We start from the raw sequence: 18,227 nt of genomic DNA, 5'->3' as shown, positions 1-18,227 counted from the left end.
CACATGAAAACCATCGATCTTTCCACGGCCAGCGTGCGCGACCTCAATCAGGCACTGCACGACCAGGCCAAAAACGTCACCGACCACGAGTGGCTGGTGACCCATGCCAACGGCAAGCACAACCTTGCGGTCGGGGTGAACCAAGCCGTGTCCATCGATATCCAGGGCCACGCCGGTTACTACTGCGCTGGCATGAATCAACAGGCCTCGATCACCGTCCACGGCAACGTCGGCGTCGGTTGCGCCGAGAACATGATGTCTGGCTACGTGCGGGTCAAGGGCAGCGCGTCCCAAGCGGCCGGGGCCACGGCCCATGGCGGCTTGCTGGTGATTGAAGGCGACGCCGGTGCGCGGTGCGGGATTTCCATGAAGGGCATCGACATTGTGGTCGGCGGCAGCATCGGTCACATGAGTTGCTTCATGGGCCAGGCTGGTCGGCTGGTGGTCTGCGGCGACGCCGGCGATGCGCTGGGCGATTCGCTGTACGAAACCCACATCTACGTGAAAGGCAGCGTTGAGTCCTTGGGCTCGGACTGCGTCGAGAAAGAGATGCGCGCCGAGCACCTGCAAGAGCTGCAAGAACTGCTCAATCGCGCCGGTTTCGAACACAAGGCGGCTGACTTCAAGCGCTACGGTTCGGCCCGCCAGTTGTACAACTTCAAAGTCGATAACGCGTCCGCGTACTGATCCGCGCGAGGAGAACAGATATGAGCGACCCAATTAGCCAAAAAGCCCCTCCCGTGCTGCGCGAGTCGGCCACCTTCGACCGCCTGACCATCCAGGAAATCCAGCGTGCCGCCGAGACCGGCATCTACGACATTCGCGGCGGCGGCACCAAGCGCAAGCTGCCGCATTTCGATGACTTGCTGCTGCTCGGCGCCAGCGTTTCGCGCTACCCGCTGGAAGGCTATCGGGAGAAGTGCGGTACCGATGTGATCCTCGGCAACCGCTTCGCCAAGAAGCCGATTCACCTGAAGATCCCGGTGACCATCGCCGGCATGAGTTTCGGTGCCTTGTCGGCCAATGCCAAGGAGGCCTTGGGCCGTGGCGCGACCATCGCCGGCACCAGCACCACCACCGGTGACGGCGGCATGACCCCGGAAGAACGCGGCCAGTCTCAGCACTTGGTCTATCAATACCTGCCGTCCCGATACGGCATGAACCCGGACGATTTGCGCAAGGCTGATGCCATCGAAATCGTCCTCGGTCAGGGCGCTAAACCCGGTGGTGGCGGTATGTTGCTGGGCATGAAAGTCACCGAGCGGGTGGCCGGCATGCGTACCTTGCCGATCGGTGTCGACCAGCGCAGTGCCTGCCGTCACCCGGACTGGACCGGGCCGGATGACCTGGCGATCAAGATTGCCGAGCTGCGGGAAATCACCGACTGGGAAAAACCGATCTACGTGAAAATCGGCGCCAGCCGGCCGTATTACGACGTCAAGTTGGCGGTGAAGGCCGGCGCCGATGTGATCGTGCTCGACGGCATGCAGGGCGGTACTGCAGCGACTCAGGAAGTGTTTATCGAACACGTCGGGATTCCGATCCTGTCGGCCATTCCCCAGGCAGTACAGGCGCTGCAAGAGATGGGCATGCATCGCAAGGTTCAGCTGATTGTTTCGGGCGGTATTCGCAACGGTGCCGACGTGGCCAAGGCCATGGCGCTGGGGGCGGATGCAGTGGCCATCGGTACGGCGGCGCTGATTGCCTTGGGCGACAACCATCCACGGCTGGACGAGGAGTTGAAGAAAATCGGCTCGGCCGCCGGTTTCTACGACGACTGGCAGAACGGTCGCGATCCGGCCGGGATTACCACGCAGGATCCGGAGCTGTCCAAACGTCTGGACCCGGTGGAAGGCGGTCGGCGTCTGGCCAACTATTTGCGGGTGCTGGTGCTGGAAGCCCAGACCATGGCCCGGGCTTGTGGCAAGTCGCACCTGCATAACCTTGATCCTGAGGATTTGGTGGCGTTGACGGTGGAATCGGCAGCCATGGCCCGAGTGCCGCTGGCGGGGACCAACTGGGTTCCGGGTTCCGGCACTGGCTACTGAGGCTGAATGAAAAACTTGTGGTAAGGGGGCTTGCCCCCGTTGGATCGCGTAGCGGTCCTGAATCCGGCAACCGCGGTCCTTCAGACAGACTTCGTTCGCCGTTCTGCGACCGCTTCGCGGCCGAACGGGGGCAAGCCCCCTCGCCACAACAGCTCGCTCGCCACAGTTATAGGCGCGTCTGAAAGACCGCAGCATGTTTATTTGATCATCAAGAGGCCTCTAAAGAGGCCCGCGCTCATTCACTTCGCTCACTGCCAGACACTTCCCATTTCTTTTGCAGGAGCTTTGAACATGGTCAATCGTCTTCTCGGCAAATCCCTTCTGGTCTTACTGGCGGCCAGCGCACTCGCACCGCTGGCACAAGCGGCCGATGCGCCCACGTTGAACACGGGCAGCACCGCCTGGATGATCACCGCGGCGGTGTTGGTGTTGTTCATGTGTTTGCCGGGCCTCGCGTTGTTTTACGGCGGTCTGGTGCGGGCGAAAAACATGTTGTCGCTGTTTACCCAGTGCTTCGGCGTCGCCGGTCTGGTCGGCATCACGCCAGCGTGCGCGTATGTCGGCGTCGGTGGGGCGCTGGCCATCGGCCTGTTGTGCGGGGTGTTCTGCTACTTGAGCGTCACCGTGCTGAAACGTCGCTTCGGCTATGACGACAGCCTCGACGTGTTCGGCTTGCACGGCATCGGTGGGATGATTGGCGCGGTATTGACCGGGGTGTTCTGCGTGCCATCGATGGGCGGATTGGTCGAAGGCGTGACCATGGGCGCTCAGGTCGTGGCGCAAATCAAGGGCGTGGTGCTGACGACGGTTTACTGCTTCGCCATCAGTTGGGTCATTCTCAAGGTGATCAACGCTGTGATCGGCTTGCGCGCCGATGAGTCGGTGGAGGAGATGGGGCTGGATCTGGCGGAGCACAACGAGCGTGCCTACAACCATTAATCATTGCTGTTGATCAACACGGCCCACCTTCGAGTGGGCCGTTTTCGTTGGGCTCAGCGCAACGCGGCGGCGCGCTGCAACTGGCTGGCGATCAGGGTGTTTTTCAGCAGATAGGCAATCGTCATCGGGCCGACGCCCCCCGGTACCGGCGTGATCGCGCTGGCGACGGTGCGGGCGCTGGCGTAGTCGACGTCGCCCACCAGATGGCTGCCGGATTCGTCAGAAATGCGATTGATCCCGACATCGATCACCACAGCCCCGGGCTTGAGCCAACTGGCGTTGATCAAATGAGGACGACCCACCGCCGCAACAACAATATCCGCCAGTCGACACAGCGCCGGCGCATCGACGCTGCGCGAATGCACCACGCTAACCGAGCAGTGGGCCTGCAACAACAAGGTTGCCATCGGTTTACCGACGATATTCGACCGACCGATCACCACCGCGTGCAAGCCGCTGATATCACCGCACGTCTCTTGCAGCAGGCGCATGCAGCCGCTGGGCGTGCACGGCGTCAGCACTTCCATGCCTTGCACCAGGCCGCCAACGTTTTCGCGATGAAAACCGTCGACGTCCTTGATCGGGTCGATGGCATGGATCACTGCCGCCTCGTCGATATGCCCCGGCAATGGCAGTTGCACCAGAATGCCGTTCACCGTGACGTCGGCGTTCAATTGGGCAATCAGTTCCAGCACTTGCGCCTGGCTGGCGTCGTCCGGCAGACGGTATTCAAGTGAGCGAATCCCGACTTCCTTAGCCCGCAGCAGTTTATTGCGCACATACACATGACTGGCCGGGTCGTCGCCGACCAGCAGGACCGCTAATGCGGGATAAATTTGCTGTTCGGCCAGGGCCAGAACCTCTTCCCGGACTTCATTGAGAACCAGGGCAGAGATGGCTTTACCGTCGATATCCCGGGCCAGTGTTGGGGTACTGCTGATCAAATGCGTCACCGTCGTCATTGAAAGAGCAGGGCGCAGGTTACCAGTCGATGGCTGCTGACTACCACCCGCAGAGGATGGACAGGATGTCGCGGGCGAGATGCGGTCTGTCAAACACCGCAAAACAACTGTGGGAGCGGGCTTGCTCGCGAAGGCGTCAGATCCGGCACCGCTTAAACATGTTTAACGACGGCCGTTTAAAGACACTCGCCGTTACGTCCCAAAGGCTACGACGCCTTGCGCCGTTACCTACGCGTAAGACAGAATCCGCCGGCTTGTGCGTCTTTGGGGTGGGCTATATCGTTTCCCGGTCACTGAAAAACAGTGATCGGGTTTGGTAGCCCATTCATGAGATCTGCATAGCATCACCATTCGCGGCGTCTTTCGTCTCGGCATTATGGTGGTCATGCGCAGGGCACCTTCGGGTGCGCCGGTTTCTCATGTCCGGTCTACCAACCTGCGTATGGCCGCCACCCTTCGTTTGGTAGCGAGGTTGGTTGGCTCCTTTATTGACTACATGAGAGATCTATCTATGTTCAAAGTCACACCGAATCCCCCAACTCTTGATCCAGTACCCTTCGACGCCTCTCTTGACCCCAAGAAACTGAAAGAGGCGGCCGACCGCGCGCTCAATTTCTACCTAAACCCCGGGGCGCCGAAAGAGCCGATACCGCCCCGCAAGCCCGGCATCATCTTCCTTATCGACCCCACGGTGGATGACGAAACGCTGCTGGTCCAAGCCTGCGAATCGTTGGGTTCGGCAAGCGACATGGCGAGTGAGATCGCCAGCTTAATGGACGGCCCACAGCGCAATAAGATGCTGTTGCTGCAACAGGCGATCATGTTGAGTGGGTTAGTGGTCAATCGCGTACTGGATAACCATAAACCTGGGTAGTCGCCAGGCATTGTAGGAGCGAAGCTTGCTCGCGAAGACGGCGGCATAGTCAAAAACTATGTCGCCTGATACACCGCTTTCGCGAGCAAGCCCGCTCCCACATTAAATCGCTGATGTCTTGGGATCAGCGAAACGCCGGCACCACTTGTTTGATAAACAGCTCCAGCGATTTTTTCTTCTCGGCATGGGGCAAGCTGTTATCGCACCAGAAGCTGAACTCGTCGACCCCCAGTTCCTGGTAATACTTGATGCGCGGAATGATTTCTTCGGCGGTGCCGATCATCGCCGTTTTGTGCAGGCTCTCCAGTTCGAACTCAGGGCGAGCGGCGAATTTCTCTTCCGGGCTTGGTGCCAGGAAACCGTTGACCGGCACTTCCTTGTTGCCGAACCAGGCGTCGAAGGTGCGATAGAACTTCGAGATCGCCTTGGCCCCGACTTTCCAGCCTTCAGGATCATCCGCCGCGTGCACGTGGGTGTGACGCAGCACCATCAGTTGCGGGCGTGGCACGTCTGGATTGTTGTCCAGCGCTGCCTGGAATTTGTTCTTCAGGTCGAGAACTTCTTCGTCGCCTTTCATCAGCGGCGTGACCATGACGTTGCAGCCGTTGGCCACCGCGAAGTTGTGCGAGTCCGGGTCGCGGGCGGCGATCCACATTGGCGGGTTGGGCTTCTGGATGGGCTTGGGCACGCTGGTCGAAGTGGGAAATTTCCAGATATCGCCATCGTGGGCGTAATCACCTTGCCACAGGGCGCGAATCACCGGGACCATCTCCCGCAGCGCCTGGCCACCGGACGAAGCAGGCATGCCGCCGGCCATACGATCAAATTCCACCTGGTAAGCGCCGCGGGCCAGGCCGACTTCCATGCGGCCGTTGCTGATCACGTCCAGCAGCGCGCATTCGCCAGCGACCCGGATCGGGTGCCAGAACGGCGCGATGATGGTGCCAGCGCCGAGGTGAATGGTGGTGGTCTTGGCGGCCAGGTAGGCCAGCAGCGGCATCGGGCTCGGCGAGATGGTGTATTCCATGGCGTGGTGTTCGCCGATCCAGACCGTGCTGAAGCCACCGGCCTCGGCCATCAGGGTCAGTTCGGTCAAGTCTTCGAACAACTGACGATGGCTGATGCTGTCGTCCCACCGTTCCATGTGCACGAACAGGGAAAATTTCATGACGCTTACCTCGGATTTTTATTTTTGACGGTCGGTTCAAGCCAGGACGGGCAGGGCGCCCATTTTGCCGTGGCAGTAAACCAGTGGGCCGGTGGTGCGTTGCGGCACAATCAGGTTCTTCACCGCGCCAACCATAATCGCGTGATCGCCACCTTCGTATTCGCGCCACAACTCGCATTCGATAATCGCCGTGGCATTACTCAGCAGCGGGTTGCCCAGTTCACTCAAGGTCCACTCGATGCCTTGCGCCTTGTCCTTGCCTTTACGGGCGAAGGCATAGGCTTCGTTTTGCTGGCCACCGGAAAGCACATGGATGGCAAAGCGTTTGTTCTTGATCAGGATCGGATAGGAATCGGAACTGTAGTTGGGGCAGAACAACACCAGGGCCGGGTCCATGGACAGCGAGCTGAACGCGCTGGCGGTGAGGCCGACGATCTGCCCGTCGTCGTCCAGCGTGGTGATCACAGTCACGCCGGACGGGAACGAACCCATGACTTGTTTGTAGATGGCGGCATCGATCATTGGACGGTCCTCGGACGGTGTACGACGGATTATTATGCTTGTTGGTCTGATGGTATACCGTAATACATCGTTTGCAAGGGCTTTTTGAAGTGAGGCGATAGGCGTAACGTCAGTCAGATAAGCGATAGAAACAGCGATGAATAACCTGTGGCGAGCTTGCTCCCGCTGGGCTGCGAAGCGGCCCCCGCTCTATCTAAAAAGAAGGGGACTGCTGCGCAGTCCAACGGGAGCAAGCTCCCTCGCCACAGTTTCTAACCGGCGCTTGCAGGTCAATGGGCGCCAGCAGCCTTGTTCAAATCGCTTTCGGCCCATTGCGTATAAACGCAGGCATCCGCAGTCGCCCAGCGCACTCGCACCGGATCGCCGGCCTTGAGCGGCATGCCCGCGGCGGACAACGCCTTCACAGTCATCGAGGTCCCGCCCGAGGTCACCACGCTGCACGTCTGGCTCTCACCGAGAAACAGCACTTCCACAACCTTGGCCGACACTTCGTTCCAGCCGGCGGCCAACGGTTCCTGAGTGGCTTGTTCGACGCTCAGTGCCAGGGCTTTTTCCGGGCGGACCATCAGCAGCACATCCTGATCGGTATGCAGGCCGGCAGTCAGGCGAATCGATAGTGACTGACCTTCAAAACTGGCTGCCGCATTGCCCTGGGCCTTGAGCTTGAGGAAGTTCGAGTTGCCGAGGAACGAGGCGACAAACGCATTCGGCGGGTTCTGGTACAGGTCGTAGCCGCTGCCCAAACCGACGATTTTGCCGTGGCTGAAAATCGCAATGCGCTGGGACAGGCGCATGGCTTCTTCCTGATCGTGGGTCACGTAGACGATGGTGATGCCGAGGCGCCGATGCAGCTGACGCAGCTCATCTTGCAGATCCTCGCGCAGCTTTTTGTCCAGTGCGCCGAGGGGTTCGTCCATCAGCAGGATGCGCGGTTCGTACACCAGCGCCCGAGCGATCGCCACGCGCTGTTGCTGGCCGCCGGAGAGTTGCGAAGGGCGGCGATGGGCGAACTGTTCCAGTTGCACCAGTTTGAGCATCGCATCGACCCGACGCTCGCGCTCGGCGCTGGCCAATTTGCGAATCGCCAGCGGGAACGCGATGTTGTCGCGCACCGACAGGTGCGGGAACAGCGAATAACGCTGGAACACCATGCCGATATCACGCTTGTGCGGCGGCACGTTGACCAGCGATTGGCCGCTGACCAGGATCTCGCCGCTGCTCGGGGTTTCGAAGCCGGCGAGCATCGACAACGTGGTGCTTTTGCCAGAGCCGCTGGAGCCGAGGAAGGTCAGGAATTCACCGTCCTGGATGTCCAGCGAGATGTTGTCCACGGCGGCAAAGTCGCCGTAGTGCTTGTTCAGATTGCGCAGGCTGACCAGGGTCTTGTTGTTCTGCTGCGCAGGGTCTTTGATCACGGCACTCATTACTTACTCCTGGGCGCTCAGGCGCTGATTGCATTGCGCCGGCGCAGGGCGGCGGCGATCACCATGACCAGTACCGACAGGCCGATCAGCAGCGTCGAGGCGACGGCGATCACGGGTGTCAGGTCCTGACGCAGGGTGGTCCACATTTTTACCGGAAGGGTTTGCAGGGTTGGGCTGGCCATCATCACGCTCAGCACCACCTCGTCCCACGACACCAGGAAGGCGAACAGCGCACCGGCGACCATGCCCGGACGGATCGCCGGAAAGGTCACCTTGAACACCGCTTGCAAGCGCGACGCACCGCAGATCACCGCTGCATCCTCGATCGACTGATCGAACAGCTTCAGCGAGTTGATGATCGAGATGATGGTGAACGGCAGAGCAACAATCACGTGGCTGACGACGAAGGCAAACATCGTCCCGGTGTAACCGAGTTTGAGAAACAACGCGTACACCGCCACCGCGATGATCACCAGCGGCACGATCATCGGCAGGGTGAACAAACCGTAGAGCATTTCCCGGCCAGGGAAGCGGCCGCGCACCAGGGCGAAAGCGGTCGGCAGGCCGAGGGCCACGGAGAAAATCGTGGTCAGCACCGCTACCTTCAGGCTGGCGAACGCCGCGTTCATCCAGTCGGCGTTAGAGAAAAACTGGCCGTACCATTTCAGCGTCCAGCCCGGCGGCGGGAACACCAGCCACTGGGAGGAACCGAACGACAGCAGCACGATGAACACAATCGGCAACAGCAGGAACAGCGCGATCAGGCCGGTGGTGAAATACAGGCCGAACCGCATGCGCCGGCTCATGGCATTGGGGGTCAGGAGCATGACGGCTTACCTCGCGTTGCTGGCGCCAACCGGGGATTCCGGCTGAAGCTTCAGGTAGAAGTAGAACAACACCAGCGTGATCACAATCAGCAACGCGGCACCCGCACTGGCCAGGCCCCAGTTAAGGAACGACTGCACCTGCTGGATGATGAACTCGGGCAGCATCATGTTCTGCGCACCACCGAGCAGCGCCGGGGTGACGTAGTACCCGAGCGACATCACGAACACCATCAAGCCACCGGAGAACAACCCCGGCCGGCACAGCGGCAGGAACACCCGGAAGAAGTTGGTCCAGGGGCTGGCGCCGCAGATCGAGCCGGCTTGCAGGATCATCGGGTCGATGGCCTGCATGGTCGCCTGCAACGGCAGGACGATGAACGGGATCATGATGTAGCTCATGCCGATCACCACGCCGGTCAGGTTGTGCACCATTTCCAGCGGCTGATCGATGATGCCCATGGCCATCAGCGCCTTGTTGATCACCCCGGAGGCTTGCAACAGCACCAGCCACGAATAGGTCCGCGCCAAGAGGCTGGTCCACATCGAGAGCAGCACGATGCTGAGGATCCAGCGACCCCAACCGCGCGGCACCAGGGTAATCGCCCAGGCCAGCGGAAAGCCCAGCAGCAGGCTGAACAACGTCACCAGCCCGGCCACCGAAAAGGTGTTGAGCAAGACCCGCGCATAAGCCGAGTTGGCGAACAATTGCTGGTAGTTGCCAAGGCCCGGTTCCGGCTCAAGCACACCGCGCAGCAGCAAACCGATCAACGGCGCCAGAAAGAACAGGCCGAGGAACAGCAGGGCGGGGACCAGATTGCCGGCCCCGCGCCAACGCTGAGCCAGCGAAGGGGTTTGCTTCATCACAGCCGCCTTGCCAGGAGCGCCAGCGGCGCTCCCGATCGGAGTGGATGGACGGGACGCGGCCGTCATTTTCATTTGACCAGCCATTCGTTCCACCGTGTCGCGATGGCCGAACCGTTTTTGGCCCAGTACGCGAAGTCTAGAGTGATCTGATCCTTAGCGTAGGCAGTCGGCAGGTTCGGGGCCAGTACCGAGTCCAGGCGCGCGACGCTGTCGACGTTGACCGGGGCATAGGCTGTCAGGTTGGAAAAATCCGCCTGACCCTTGGCGCTGCTGGCGCTGGCCAGAAACTTCATGGCCGCCGCTTTGTTTTTCGTGCCTTTAGGGACCACCAGAATGTCGGCCATGACCAGGTTCTGTTTCCAGCTCACGCCGACCGGTGCGCCGTCTTCTTGCAGGGCGTGAATTCGACCGTTCCAGAACTGACCCATGCTGACTTCACCGGAGGCGAGCAACTGCTGCGACTGCGCGCCGCCGCCCCACCAGACAATGTCTTTCTTGATGGTGTCGAGTTTCTTGAAGGCGCGGTCCAGGTCCAGCGGGTAGAGCTTGTCGGCAGGCACGCCATCGGCGAGCAAGGCCAGTTCAAGCACGCCAGGACTCGGCCATTTGTACAGGGCGCGTTTGCCGGGGTAGGTTTTGGTGTCGAACAGGGCGGACCAGTCCTGGGGTTTGGCGGCGCCGAGCTTGCCTTCGTTGTAGCCGAGGACGAAGGAGAAGAAGAACGAACCGACGCCGTAATCGGAGACAAAGCGCGGGTCGATCTTGTCGCGCTGGATCGCGGTGAAGTCCAGGGGTTCGAGCAAGCCTTCGGCGGCGGCGCGCAGGGCGAAATCGGCCTCGACGTCGACCACATCCCACTGCACGTTGCCGCTTTCGACCATGGCTTTGAGTTTGCCGTAGTCGGTCGGGCCGTCCTGGACGACAGTGATGCCGCTGGCCTTGCTGAACGGATCGGCCCAGGCCTGCTTCTGCGCATCCTGGGTACTGCCGCCCCAGCTGACGAAGTTGACGCTTTCAGCCGCGATTGCCGCGTGGCTGACTGTGGCCAATAAACCTGCAAAAAGAATTGCAGTTGCACCTTTGTTCAACACCATTTTCACGCCCTCATTTGTTGTGTTTTTGAGCGGGTTGTTGATGCCCGCCTATCGGGAGCAGTAGGTCCATCGGGGCCTTAAAGGCGACCGTGCCAAGGGCTTTTGTTTGTGCTGTCCCTGGCGGGCGCACTTGGCAAATTTGTCCGGCCTATGGAATATCATATTATGGTATTCCAAACTTTGTGCAAGCACTTTGCCTTACCGGCTATCAGGCAGAAGTGGGTTTTTTTGGTCGGGTTAACTCAAATATTGGCTGGTTAAGAGATGGAGCGAACAATGAATTACCTGTGGCGAGGGAGCTTGCTCCCGCTGGGCTGCGCAGCGGCCCCAACAATGGGACTGCTGCGCAGTCCAACGGGAGCAAGCTCCCTCGCCACAAAAGCTCATTAACACCATCAAAAATCTGGATTCACTCGGTAAACGGGATGCTCTCAACCACTTCCAGGTCGTAACCAGTCAAACCGGCGTACTTCAATGGCGGGCCCAAGTGACGCAGCTTGCCCACGCCAAGGTCTTGCAGAATTTGTGCCCCGGTGCCTACTTCAGAATAGATGCGCGACTGTGAGCGGCTGAACTGCCGAGGCGGCTGGGTCAGTTGCGGCACCCGCTCCAGCAGCGCTTGCGACGACTCGTGGTTGGCCAGCACCACCACCACGCCGCGACCTTCTTCGGCCACGCGCTGCAACGCTGCCCACAGCGTCCAGTTCGACGGTCCGCTGTACTGCGCGCCCACCAGATCGCGCAGCGGATCGATCACATGCACGCGCACCAACGTCGGTTCATCCCGGCGCACATCGCCCATGACCATCGCCATGTGCACGCCGCCCTCGATTCGGTCTTCAAAGGTGATCAGCCGGAATACGCCATGCACCGTCGGCAGCTCCCGTTCGCCGATGCGCACCACGGTGTGTTCGGTGCTGAGGCGGTAGTGAATCAGGTCGGCGATGGTGCCGATCTTGAGCCCGTGCTGGCGCGCGAACACTTCCAGATCCGGGCGCCGGGCCATGGTGCCGTCATCGTTCATCACTTCAACGATCACCGAGGCTGGTGTGAGGCCGGCCAGGCGCGCCAGGTCGCAACCGGCTTCGGTGTGCCCGGCACGGGTCAGCACGCCACCTTCCTTGGCCCGCAACGGGAAGATATGACCTGGTTGCACAATGTCGGCGGGACCGGCGTCGGAGGCGACGGCGGCTGCGACTGTACGCGCGCGGTCGGCAGCGGAGATGCCGGTGGTCACGCCGATGGCGGCCTCGATAGAGACCGTGAACGCCGTGCTGAACACGCTGGCGTTGGTCGGCACCATTTGCTCCAGGCCCAGGCGCTGACAGTGTTCATCGGTCAACGTCAGGCAGATCAAACCACGGGCCTCGCGGGCCATAAAGCTGATGGCTTCGGTGGTGCAACAATCGGCGGCGATCAGCAGGTCGCCTTCGTTTTCGCGGTCCTCGTCATCGACCAGGATCACCATTTTGCCTTGGCGATAATCTTCGATGATTTCTTCGATGCTGTTGAAGGCCATGCTGGGATTCTCGATGATTGATGGATACGTAATGTGGTATACCATAATACAAAATAAACCGAGAGGTCACTATGAAGGCGTATTGGATTGCTCACGTGGATGTCACCGACCCCGATCAATACAGCCACTACACCCAGCGCGCGCCAGCGGCGTTCGCCTTGTACGGCGGGCGAATCCTGGCGAGGGGCGGGCGCAGCGAGGCGATGGAAGGTCGGCAGACGCTGCAGCGCAGCGTGGTGATTGAGTTCGACTCTTACGAGCAGGCGCTCGCCTGCTACCACTCCGAGCAATATCAAGAGGCGAAGCGGCACCGCGCGGGTGCGGCGTTGGCGCAGGTGATCATCGTCGAGGGCGTGGCGCCGGCCTGACAAACGCCACATAACTTGTAGGAGCGAGGCGTGCCCGCGAAGGCGATTTCAAGGACGCCATCGCGGGCAAGCCTCGCTCCTACAAAGCATGGCGCACGACACTGATCACATCGTCAGCGGATAAAGTGAATCCTGCCGCTGTCGTCGTTGCCGATATAGATGCCATAGACCCCGGCCTGGCGTTCCTCGATGTAGCGTTCAAGGATCTGCCGGATTGCCGGGTAGTAGATGCTTTCCCAAGGAATGTCCTCGGGCGCGAAGAATTTGTAGTCCAGGGTTTCCGGGCCGTACTGGCCGGTGATCTCCAGCGCGATGGCGCGGAAGATGATGTACACCTCGCTGATCTTCGGCACGCTGAAGATCGAGTAGGGTGAGAGGATTTCCGCGCGAACGCCGCTCTCTTCCCAGACCTCGCGCAACGCTGCCTGCTCGGTGGTCTCGCCACCTTCCATGAAGCCCGCCGGCAAGGTCCAGGTGCCCGGACGCGGCGGGATCGCGCGTTGGCACAGCAGGTACTTGCCGTCCTGCTCGATGATGCAGCCGGCGATGATTTTCGGATTGATGTAGTGGATGTAGCCGCAGGCGCGGCACATCAGGCGCTCGTGCGTATCGCCCGGCGGCAGTTGGTGACCGAGGTCACTGCCGCCACACTTTGGGCAAAAGCTCGGGCTGAACATGTTCAGCGACCTATGCGCGGTTCTTTGAGCGCGATAGGGGCGGTGATTTCAGGCATTTCACCGGTCTCTTCCTGCTTGCTCTTGAGGTAATCGAGGGCAACCTTGGCGGCGGAGCGCACGTGATCGACGCAAGCCTGGTGGGCGACCAGCGGATCACCGCTCTTGATCGCCTCGACCATGCGTTCCATTTCCTGGTTGCTGGCGCCGCGACGGTTTTCCTGGGACACCGAGGTCGCCCGCAGGTAGCTGATGCGCGCCTGCAACTGGCGCAGTTGCGTGGCCGCGACATGGTTGCCGGAGCCTTCGAGCAAGACGTCGTAGAAACCTTGAACCGAATCGATCACCTGTTGCAGTTCGCCGTCCTTGAGGGCCTCGCGGTTAACCTCGAGGGCTTTTTCCAACGCCTTGATGTCCTTGGCCTTGGCGCGCAGGGTGAACAGCTGGACGATCAGGCCTTCGAGCACGCAACGCAGCTCATAGATATCGCCGGCGTCGGACAGGGTAATGATCGCAACCCGTGGGCCCTTGGCATCGGCGAACTCCACCAGGCCTTCGGATTCCAGGTGACGCAAGGCTTCACGCACCGATGTGCGGCTAACGCCCAGGCGATCGCACAGATCGCGTTCGACCAGACGGTCACCCGGCAGGAGCTGGAAGTTCATGATGGCGCTTCGCAGTTTATCCAGCACGATTTCGCGCAGGGTAATGGGGTTGCGATTGACCTTGAAGCTGTCGTCGAGTGGCAGGCGTTTCATGGGGTCCGCTCTGAGTGTGGCTGTCCATGCAAAAGAGTACTTCGATCCAGGATCATCCGTGCTCGGTCAGATCAAACAGCCAAGGGTTAACTTGAGGCCTCGGCATCGGCTTCGGCGAAGGCTTCACGGGCAAGCCGGAAACTGTCCACGGCAGCGGGCACTCCGCAATATATGCCGACCTGAAGCAGAATTTCGCGTATTTGCTCACGACTCAGGCCGTTACGCAAGGCGCCGCGCACATGCAGCTTGAGTTCGTGCGGCCGGTTGAGGGCCGAGATCATGGCCAGGTTTATCATGCTGCGTTCTTTAAGCGACAAACCCTCCCGGCCCCAGACATGGCCCCAGCAGTATTCGGTGACCATCTCCTGCAACGGTCGGGTGAAGTCGTCGGCGTTGTCGAGGGAGCGCTGCACATAGGCTTCGCCCAGCACTTGAGTGCGGATCTTCAAGCCTTTTTCGTACTTCTCGTTGTTCATCTCTATGCCTCACATGCAAGCCCGCTCCCACAGGGTTATTCAGTAACCCGTCAGCTGAGTGTGGGCAGCGGGCCCAGCTTGCCTTTGTGATAGATCATCGGCGTTACCGGCAGCTCGGGCAGGATCAGGTTCTTCACCGCGCCGACGATGATCGCGTGGTCACCACCGTCGTATTCGCGCCACAGTTCGCACTCGATGATCGCCGTGGCCTTGCTCAACAACGGGTTGCCCAGCGCGCTCAAATGCCAGTCGATGCCATTGGCCTTGTCCTTGCCTTTCCCGGCAAAGGCGTAGGCCTCGGCGGTCTGGTCGGCGGACAGCAAGTGAATCGCAAACTGCTTGCTGTCGCGCAGGATCGGGTACGTGTCTGAAGCATAGTTGGGACAGAACAACACCAGCGCCGGGTCGATCGACAGCGCACTGAAGGCGCTGGCAGTAATGCCAACGATGCCGCCGTCCGGGTCCAGGGTGGTGACCACCGTGACCCCGGACGGGAAGGAGCTCATGACTTCTTTATAAATGCCGGGTTCGATCATTTTGCAGACTCCTAGCGCATCACAAACGGGTCAGGCATCGGCGCCTGGGAGAGGTTGATCCACACCGTTTTCAGCTCGGTGTAGGCCAGCACCGAATCGATGCCGCTTTCGCGTCCATAGCCGCTGTTCTTGAACCCGCCAATTGGCGCCATGGCCGACACGGCTCGGTAGGTGTTGACCCAGATGATCCCCGAGCGCACATCCCGAGCCAGGCGATGGGCGCGGCCCAGGTCGCGGGTCCAGATGCCGGCGGCGAGGCCGAACTGCGAGTCGTTGGCAATTGCCAGCGCTTCGGCTTCGTCCTTGAAACGAATCACCGACGCTACCGGGCCGAAGACTTCTTCCTGCATGATCTTCATCGAATTGCTGTCGCATTCGAACAGCGTCGGCTCATAGAACCAGCCGTCACCCAGATTCTGCGGACGCTTGCCGCCGAGCTTCAGGCGCGCGCCTTCGGCAATCGCGTCGGCGACCAAACCTTCGACCACCGCCAATTGCTGCGCCGTGGCCATCGGGCCCATTTCGCTGGCGTCATCCTGTGGGTTGCCGATGCGGATACGCTTGGCACGTTCCACCAGACGCTCGACGAATTCGTCGTAGATTTCGTCTTGAACCAGCAGTCGCGAACCGGACACACAGCTCTGGCCCGAGGCGGCATAGATTCCGGCGATGGCGCCGTTGATGGCGCTGTCGAGGTCGGCGTCGGCGAAGATGATGTTCGGCGACTTGCCGCCCAGTTCCAGCGACAGCTTGGCGAAGTTTTCGGCGCTGCTGCGCACCACATGCCGCGCGGTGGCAGCGCCGCCGGTGAAGGCGATCTTGCGAATCAGCGGATGGCGGGTCAGGGCCGCGCCAGTGCTCGGGCCGTACCCGGTGACCACGTTGACCACACCCGGCGGAATGCCGGCTTCGAGGGCCAGTCGCGCCAGTTCGAGGATGGTTGCCGAAGCGTGTTCGGACGGCTTGATCACGATGGTGTTGCCCGCCGCCAGGGCTGGCGCGAGTTTGATCGCGGTCAGGTACAGCGGGCTGTTCCAGGGAATAATCGCCGCGACCACGCCCATGGCTTCGTGCACGGTGTAGGCAAAAAGGTCGGGCTTGTCGAGGGGCAGGGTGCCGCCCTCAAGCTTGTCGGCGAGGCCGGCGGTGTAGTGGAAAAACTCTGGCAGGTAGCCAACCTGGCCACGGGTTTCGCGAATCAACTTGCCGTTGTCGCGGCTTTCCAGTTGGGCCAGTTGCTCCTTGTTCTCGGCGATCAAGTCGCCCAGACGCCGCAGCAGTTTGCCGCGAGCAGTGGCGGTCAAGCTGCGCCATGCCGGGCCGTCGAAGGCAGTTTGCGCCGCTTGCACGGCGCGCTCGACGTCGGCCTCATCCGCATCGGGCAGTTCGGCCCAAGGCTGGGCCAGCGCCGGGTTCAGGCTTTCAAAAGTCTTGCCGGACAGGGCATCGACCCATTCACCGCCGATGCACATCTGGAAGCGTGCGAGTGTCATGCAACGATCCCCTTTATAGGTTTTTGTTGGGCGTGCGCAGTGTCGAGAAACTCCAGCAACAACTGGTTGACCAGGCGCGGCGACTCTACCGGCATCATATGCCGTTGCTCGGCGAGTACGGCAACTCGCGCGCCGGGAATACGCTCGGCCAGTTGCTCGGCCATTTGCGGCGTCGAGCCCGGATCGAGTTCACCGGTCGCGACCAGCGTTGGCGCCTGAATGCTGCCGAGGTCTTCGGCTCGGTACATGTCCTGGGTGGCGAACAATTCGTAAGTGGTCAGGTAACCCTGCGGATCATTGCCGGCCAAGGTCTGGCGCAGGGCGGCGATTTGCGCCGGGTTGGCCGCTTGGTATTCACGACTAAACCAACGCGACAACGCGGCCTCGGCGTTGGCATCCGGCCCGTGTTCGGCGGCCTGAGCAGTGCGTTCGATGACGCCGGCGCGTTGTTCGGCGCTGCGATTGAACACGCTGTTGAGCACCACCAACCCTTGCAGGCGTTGCGGGTAGTGCAAGGCAAACGCCCGCGCCACCAGCCCGCCCATGGAGAAACCGATCACCGTTGCCTGGGGCAAGTGCAGATGATCGAGTAGTTCCAGCAACTGGTCGGCATAACCGAGCAGGCCGGTGCCACTTTGTGGTCGAGGACTGGCGCCGTGGCCGAGCATGTCGTAGGCGATCACGCGGTATTTTGTGGCCAGGCCAACGACCTGGCCGCCCCACATTTCTTTGTTCAGGCCCACGCCGTGGATCAAGACCACGGGCTGGCCTTGGCCGGTCGCCAGGTAACTGGTGCCAGCCGGGGTGCTTTCAGCGGTGAGCCGAATCATGGAGCGCTCCTGCATGCTTTTTTATTGGTGTTGCACCGACGCAATTACTGGGCTTTTTCAGCGGCCAGTTCTTCCAGGTCGATGTAACGGTTGCCGATGCGGGGGTGCAGGCGGCCGCCATCGGCGCAACCCAGCACCACGACGATTTCGTCGGCACGCGGCGCGTCTTCGATCTTCATTTCCAGGGTGATGTAGTGCGAACGCAGGCCTTCGTCGTCCTTGTGCATCATCGGAATCTGGATCGACGTGCCCGGGCCACCGCGCTTGTTGGTGAAACTCAGGTAGCTCTTGGCCTTGACCGCTTCACGGTAGTGATTGCCGAAACGCAGGGTGTGGATCACCGCCGAGGCGTGTTCGATCTCGCCGTCAGCACCGACCACCGCGGCTTTGCCATAGGCTTCGATCTTGTCGGCGCCGCCGATGATCTTCACCAGGCGTTCCACCATCAGCGCGCCGAGGTCGGAGCAGTTGGCGCGGATTTCCGGCTTCAAGTCTTCGACAAAGCCACGGCCCAGCCACGGGTTTTTCATCACCACCGCCAGGCCAACCATGGTCACCGGCGTGTCGGTGGCCTTGCCGCCTTCGATAAAGGTTTCTTCGACGTAGCTGACGATCTTGCGGATTTCGAAACTCATGGGCGGCTCCATATTCAGGGTAAGAGTGTCTGTGCGTATGATGGTATACCATAATACTAGTTGCGCAAGACCCTGTAAGGAGTTTGTGTTGGAGGGAGGCGACCAGCGGCGGGGCGGGGAGTTTTGCGAGGGCGTGCTGATTCTGGAGCGAAGCACAAAACCTGTGGGAGCGGGCTTGCTCGCGAAGAGGCCGTGTCAGTCGATATCAATGCCTCC

General features: G+C 60.8%; 19 protein-coding genes and 2 pseudogenes. 6 read left to right on the top strand and 15 right to left on the bottom strand.

All coding sequences use genetic code 11. From position 1 onward, the window contains the following. Positions 1-3 precede the first annotated feature (3 nt). The 4 genes and pseudogenes from AC1MEW_RS25500 to AC1MEW_RS25485 all read left to right on the top strand — a co-directional run. Entirely contained in the window at positions 4-687 is a 684-nt protein-coding gene (locus AC1MEW_RS25500; RefSeq protein ID WP_201255214.1) for a GltB/FmdC/FwdC-like GXGXG domain-containing protein, read from the top strand. Between the two features lie 20 nt (positions 688-707). Continuing rightward, positions 708-2,048: an FMN-binding glutamate synthase family protein gene (locus tag AC1MEW_RS25495; RefSeq protein WP_201255215.1), complete on the top strand. Its 1,341-nt coding sequence runs from the start codon at positions 708-710 to the stop codon at positions 2,046-2,048. Between the two features lie 291 nt (positions 2,049-2,339). After that, a pseudogene (locus AC1MEW_RS25490) lies at positions 2,340-2,510 on the top strand (ammonium transporter); the annotation flags it as partial. A 57-nt stretch (positions 2,511-2,567) separates the two neighbouring features. Continuing rightward, a pseudogene (locus AC1MEW_RS25485) lies at positions 2,568-2,987 on the top strand (ammonium transporter); the annotation flags it as partial. Between the two features lie 53 nt (positions 2,988-3,040). Here the strand turns inward: AC1MEW_RS25485 and AC1MEW_RS25480 are convergent. Further along, positions 3,041-3,931, bottom strand: a complete 891-nt coding sequence (locus AC1MEW_RS25480; protein WP_277952854.1) for a bifunctional 5,10-methylenetetrahydrofolate dehydrogenase/5,10-methenyltetrahydrofolate cyclohydrolase — start codon at positions 3,929-3,931, stop codon at positions 3,041-3,043. Between the two features lie 529 nt (positions 3,932-4,460). Between AC1MEW_RS25480 and AC1MEW_RS25475 the strand changes: the two genes are divergently transcribed. Continuing rightward, the gene (locus AC1MEW_RS25475; RefSeq protein WP_201255218.1) at positions 4,461-4,823 is read left to right on the top strand and encodes a DUF6124 family protein; all 363 of its coding nucleotides are present in this window, start codon (positions 4,461-4,463) and stop codon (positions 4,821-4,823) included. Between the two features lie 124 nt (positions 4,824-4,947). Here AC1MEW_RS25475 and AC1MEW_RS25470 read toward each other — a convergent pair whose 3' ends face one another. From AC1MEW_RS25470 to ribBA, 7 genes are all read right to left on the bottom strand, one after another. After that, positions 4,948-5,991, bottom strand: coding sequence for an LLM class flavin-dependent oxidoreductase (locus AC1MEW_RS25470; protein ID WP_201255219.1), 1,044 nt, complete (start codon positions 5,989-5,991; stop codon positions 4,948-4,950). A 36-nt stretch (positions 5,992-6,027) separates the two neighbouring features. Further along, complete coding sequence (locus AC1MEW_RS25465; RefSeq protein WP_123512877.1) at positions 6,028-6,513, bottom strand: flavin reductase family protein; 486 nt, start codon at positions 6,511-6,513, stop codon at positions 6,028-6,030. Between the two features lie 269 nt (positions 6,514-6,782). Then, complete coding sequence (locus AC1MEW_RS25460; protein ID WP_201255221.1) at positions 6,783-7,937, bottom strand: ABC transporter ATP-binding protein; 1,155 nt, start codon at positions 7,935-7,937, stop codon at positions 6,783-6,785. 17 nt (positions 7,938-7,954) lie between these two features. Continuing rightward, a complete protein-coding gene (locus AC1MEW_RS25455) occupies positions 7,955-8,764 on the bottom strand; it encodes an ABC transporter permease (RefSeq protein ID WP_201203005.1) in 810 nt (269 codons plus the stop codon). Positions 8,765-8,770: 6 nt separating this feature from the next. After that, complete coding sequence (locus tag AC1MEW_RS25450; protein ID WP_480423996.1) at positions 8,771-9,700, bottom strand: ABC transporter permease; 930 nt, start codon at positions 9,698-9,700, stop codon at positions 8,771-8,773. Then, positions 9,697-10,722 carry an ABC transporter substrate-binding protein gene (locus AC1MEW_RS25445; RefSeq protein WP_201255222.1) on the bottom strand — a complete coding sequence of 342 codons (1,026 nt, stop codon included), beginning with the start codon at positions 10,720-10,722 and terminating at the stop codon, positions 9,697-9,699. Before AC1MEW_RS25445 ends, AC1MEW_RS25450 begins: the two co-directional genes overlap by 4 nt. Positions 10,723-11,131: 409 nt before the next feature. After that, positions 11,132-12,241 carry a bifunctional 3,4-dihydroxy-2-butanone-4-phosphate synthase/GTP cyclohydrolase II gene (gene ribBA, locus AC1MEW_RS25440; RefSeq protein ID WP_480423994.1) on the bottom strand — a complete coding sequence of 370 codons (1,110 nt, stop codon included), beginning with the start codon at positions 12,239-12,241 and terminating at the stop codon, positions 11,132-11,134. Between the two features lie 71 nt (positions 12,242-12,312). On the opposite strand from ribBA, the gene AC1MEW_RS25435 reads away from it, so the two are divergent. After that, positions 12,313-12,609, top strand: a complete 297-nt coding sequence (locus AC1MEW_RS25435) for a DUF1330 domain-containing protein (protein WP_480423992.1) — start codon at positions 12,313-12,315, stop codon at positions 12,607-12,609. A gap of 113 nt (positions 12,610-12,722) precedes the next feature. On the opposite strand, the gene AC1MEW_RS25430 is transcribed toward AC1MEW_RS25435, so the two are convergent. The 7 genes from AC1MEW_RS25430 to AC1MEW_RS25400 form a co-directional block, all read right to left on the bottom strand. Continuing rightward, positions 12,723-13,286 (bottom strand): NUDIX hydrolase, encoded by a 564-nt coding sequence (locus tag AC1MEW_RS25430; RefSeq protein WP_201203014.1) that lies wholly within the window; start codon positions 13,284-13,286, stop codon positions 12,723-12,725. Positions 13,287-13,288: 2 nt separating this feature from the next. Next, positions 13,289-14,041 carry a GntR family transcriptional regulator gene (locus AC1MEW_RS25425; protein ID WP_201203017.1) on the bottom strand — a complete coding sequence of 251 codons (753 nt, stop codon included), beginning with the start codon at positions 14,039-14,041 and terminating at the stop codon, positions 13,289-13,291. Positions 14,042-14,127: 86 nt separating this feature from the next. Continuing rightward, positions 14,128-14,517 carry a carboxymuconolactone decarboxylase family protein gene (locus tag AC1MEW_RS25420; protein ID WP_201203019.1) on the bottom strand — a complete coding sequence of 130 codons (390 nt, stop codon included), beginning with the start codon at positions 14,515-14,517 and terminating at the stop codon, positions 14,128-14,130. A 50-nt stretch (positions 14,518-14,567) separates the two neighbouring features. Then, positions 14,568-15,053 (bottom strand): flavin reductase family protein, encoded by a 486-nt coding sequence (locus AC1MEW_RS25415; protein WP_480423989.1) that lies wholly within the window; start codon positions 15,051-15,053, stop codon positions 14,568-14,570. Positions 15,054-15,064: 11 nt separating this feature from the next. Beyond that, positions 15,065-16,546, bottom strand: a complete 1,482-nt coding sequence (locus tag AC1MEW_RS25410) for an aldehyde dehydrogenase (protein WP_201203021.1) — start codon at positions 16,544-16,546, stop codon at positions 15,065-15,067. Beyond that, complete coding sequence (locus AC1MEW_RS25405; RefSeq protein WP_480423987.1) at positions 16,543-17,376, bottom strand: alpha/beta fold hydrolase; 834 nt, start codon at positions 17,374-17,376, stop codon at positions 16,543-16,545. The genes AC1MEW_RS25410 and AC1MEW_RS25405 overlap by 4 nt, the downstream gene beginning before the upstream one ends. A gap of 44 nt (positions 17,377-17,420) precedes the next feature. Next, the gene (locus tag AC1MEW_RS25400) at positions 17,421-18,011 is read right to left on the bottom strand and encodes an amino acid synthesis family protein (RefSeq protein ID WP_201203023.1); all 591 of its coding nucleotides are present in this window, start codon (positions 18,009-18,011) and stop codon (positions 17,421-17,423) included. Between the last annotated feature and the right edge of the window lie 216 nt (positions 18,012-18,227).

It is taken from the genome of Pseudomonas sp. ASL4, from assembly GCF_056680395.1.
The sequence above is the reverse complement of the archived record's forward strand: the minus strand, read 5'-3'. Positions and strand labels throughout refer to the sequence as shown.

What these genes read in the sequence shown, in the direction of transcription:
- AC1MEW_RS25500 (WP_201255214.1), top strand. Translation starts at nt 4, where the DNA reads ATGAAAACCATCGATCTTTCCACGGCCAGCGTGCGCGACCTCAATCAG.
- AC1MEW_RS25495 (WP_201255215.1), top strand. Translation starts at nt 708, where the DNA reads ATGAGCGACCCAATTAGCCAAAAAGCCCCTCCCGTGCTGCGCGAGTCG.
- AC1MEW_RS25475 (WP_201255218.1), top strand. Translation starts at nt 4,461, where the DNA reads ATGTTCAAAGTCACACCGAATCCCCCAACTCTTGATCCAGTACCCTTC.
- AC1MEW_RS25470 (WP_201255219.1), bottom strand. Translation starts at nt 5,991, where the DNA reads ATGAAATTTTCCCTGTTCGTGCACATGGAACGGTGGGACGACAGCATC.
- AC1MEW_RS25465 (WP_123512877.1), bottom strand. Translation starts at nt 6,513, where the DNA reads ATGATCGATGCCGCCATCTACAAACAAGTCATGGGTTCGTTCCCGTCC.
- AC1MEW_RS25460 (WP_201255221.1), bottom strand. Translation starts at nt 7,937, where the DNA reads ATGAGTGCCGTGATCAAAGACCCTGCGCAGCAGAACAACAAGACCCTG.
- AC1MEW_RS25455 (WP_201203005.1), bottom strand. Translation starts at nt 8,764, where the DNA reads ATGCTCCTGACCCCCAATGCCATGAGCCGGCGCATGCGGTTCGGCCTG.
- AC1MEW_RS25450 (WP_480423996.1), bottom strand. Translation starts at nt 9,700, where the DNA reads ATGAAAATGACGGCCGCGTCCCGTCCATCCACTCCGATCGGGAGCGCC.
- AC1MEW_RS25445 (WP_201255222.1), bottom strand. Translation starts at nt 10,722, where the DNA reads ATGGTGTTGAACAAAGGTGCAACTGCAATTCTTTTTGCAGGTTTATTG.
- ribBA (WP_480423994.1), bottom strand. Translation starts at nt 12,241, where the DNA reads ATGGCCTTCAACAGCATCGAAGAAATCATCGAAGATTATCGCCAAGGC.
- AC1MEW_RS25435 (WP_480423992.1), top strand. Translation starts at nt 12,313, where the DNA reads ATGAAGGCGTATTGGATTGCTCACGTGGATGTCACCGACCCCGATCAA.
- AC1MEW_RS25430 (WP_201203014.1), bottom strand. Translation starts at nt 13,286, where the DNA reads ATGTTCAGCCCGAGCTTTTGCCCAAAGTGTGGCGGCAGTGACCTCGGT.
- AC1MEW_RS25425 (WP_201203017.1), bottom strand. Translation starts at nt 14,041, where the DNA reads ATGAAACGCCTGCCACTCGACGACAGCTTCAAGGTCAATCGCAACCCC.
- AC1MEW_RS25420 (WP_201203019.1), bottom strand. Translation starts at nt 14,517, where the DNA reads ATGAACAACGAGAAGTACGAAAAAGGCTTGAAGATCCGCACTCAAGTG.
- AC1MEW_RS25415 (WP_480423989.1), bottom strand. Translation starts at nt 15,053, where the DNA reads ATGATCGAACCCGGCATTTATAAAGAAGTCATGAGCTCCTTCCCGTCC.
- AC1MEW_RS25410 (WP_201203021.1), bottom strand. Translation starts at nt 16,546, where the DNA reads ATGACACTCGCACGCTTCCAGATGTGCATCGGCGGTGAATGGGTCGAT.
- AC1MEW_RS25405 (WP_480423987.1), bottom strand. Translation starts at nt 17,376, where the DNA reads ATGATTCGGCTCACCGCTGAAAGCACCCCGGCTGGCACCAGTTACCTG.
- AC1MEW_RS25400 (WP_201203023.1), bottom strand. Translation starts at nt 18,011, where the DNA reads ATGAGTTTCGAAATCCGCAAGATCGTCAGCTACGTCGAAGAAACCTTT.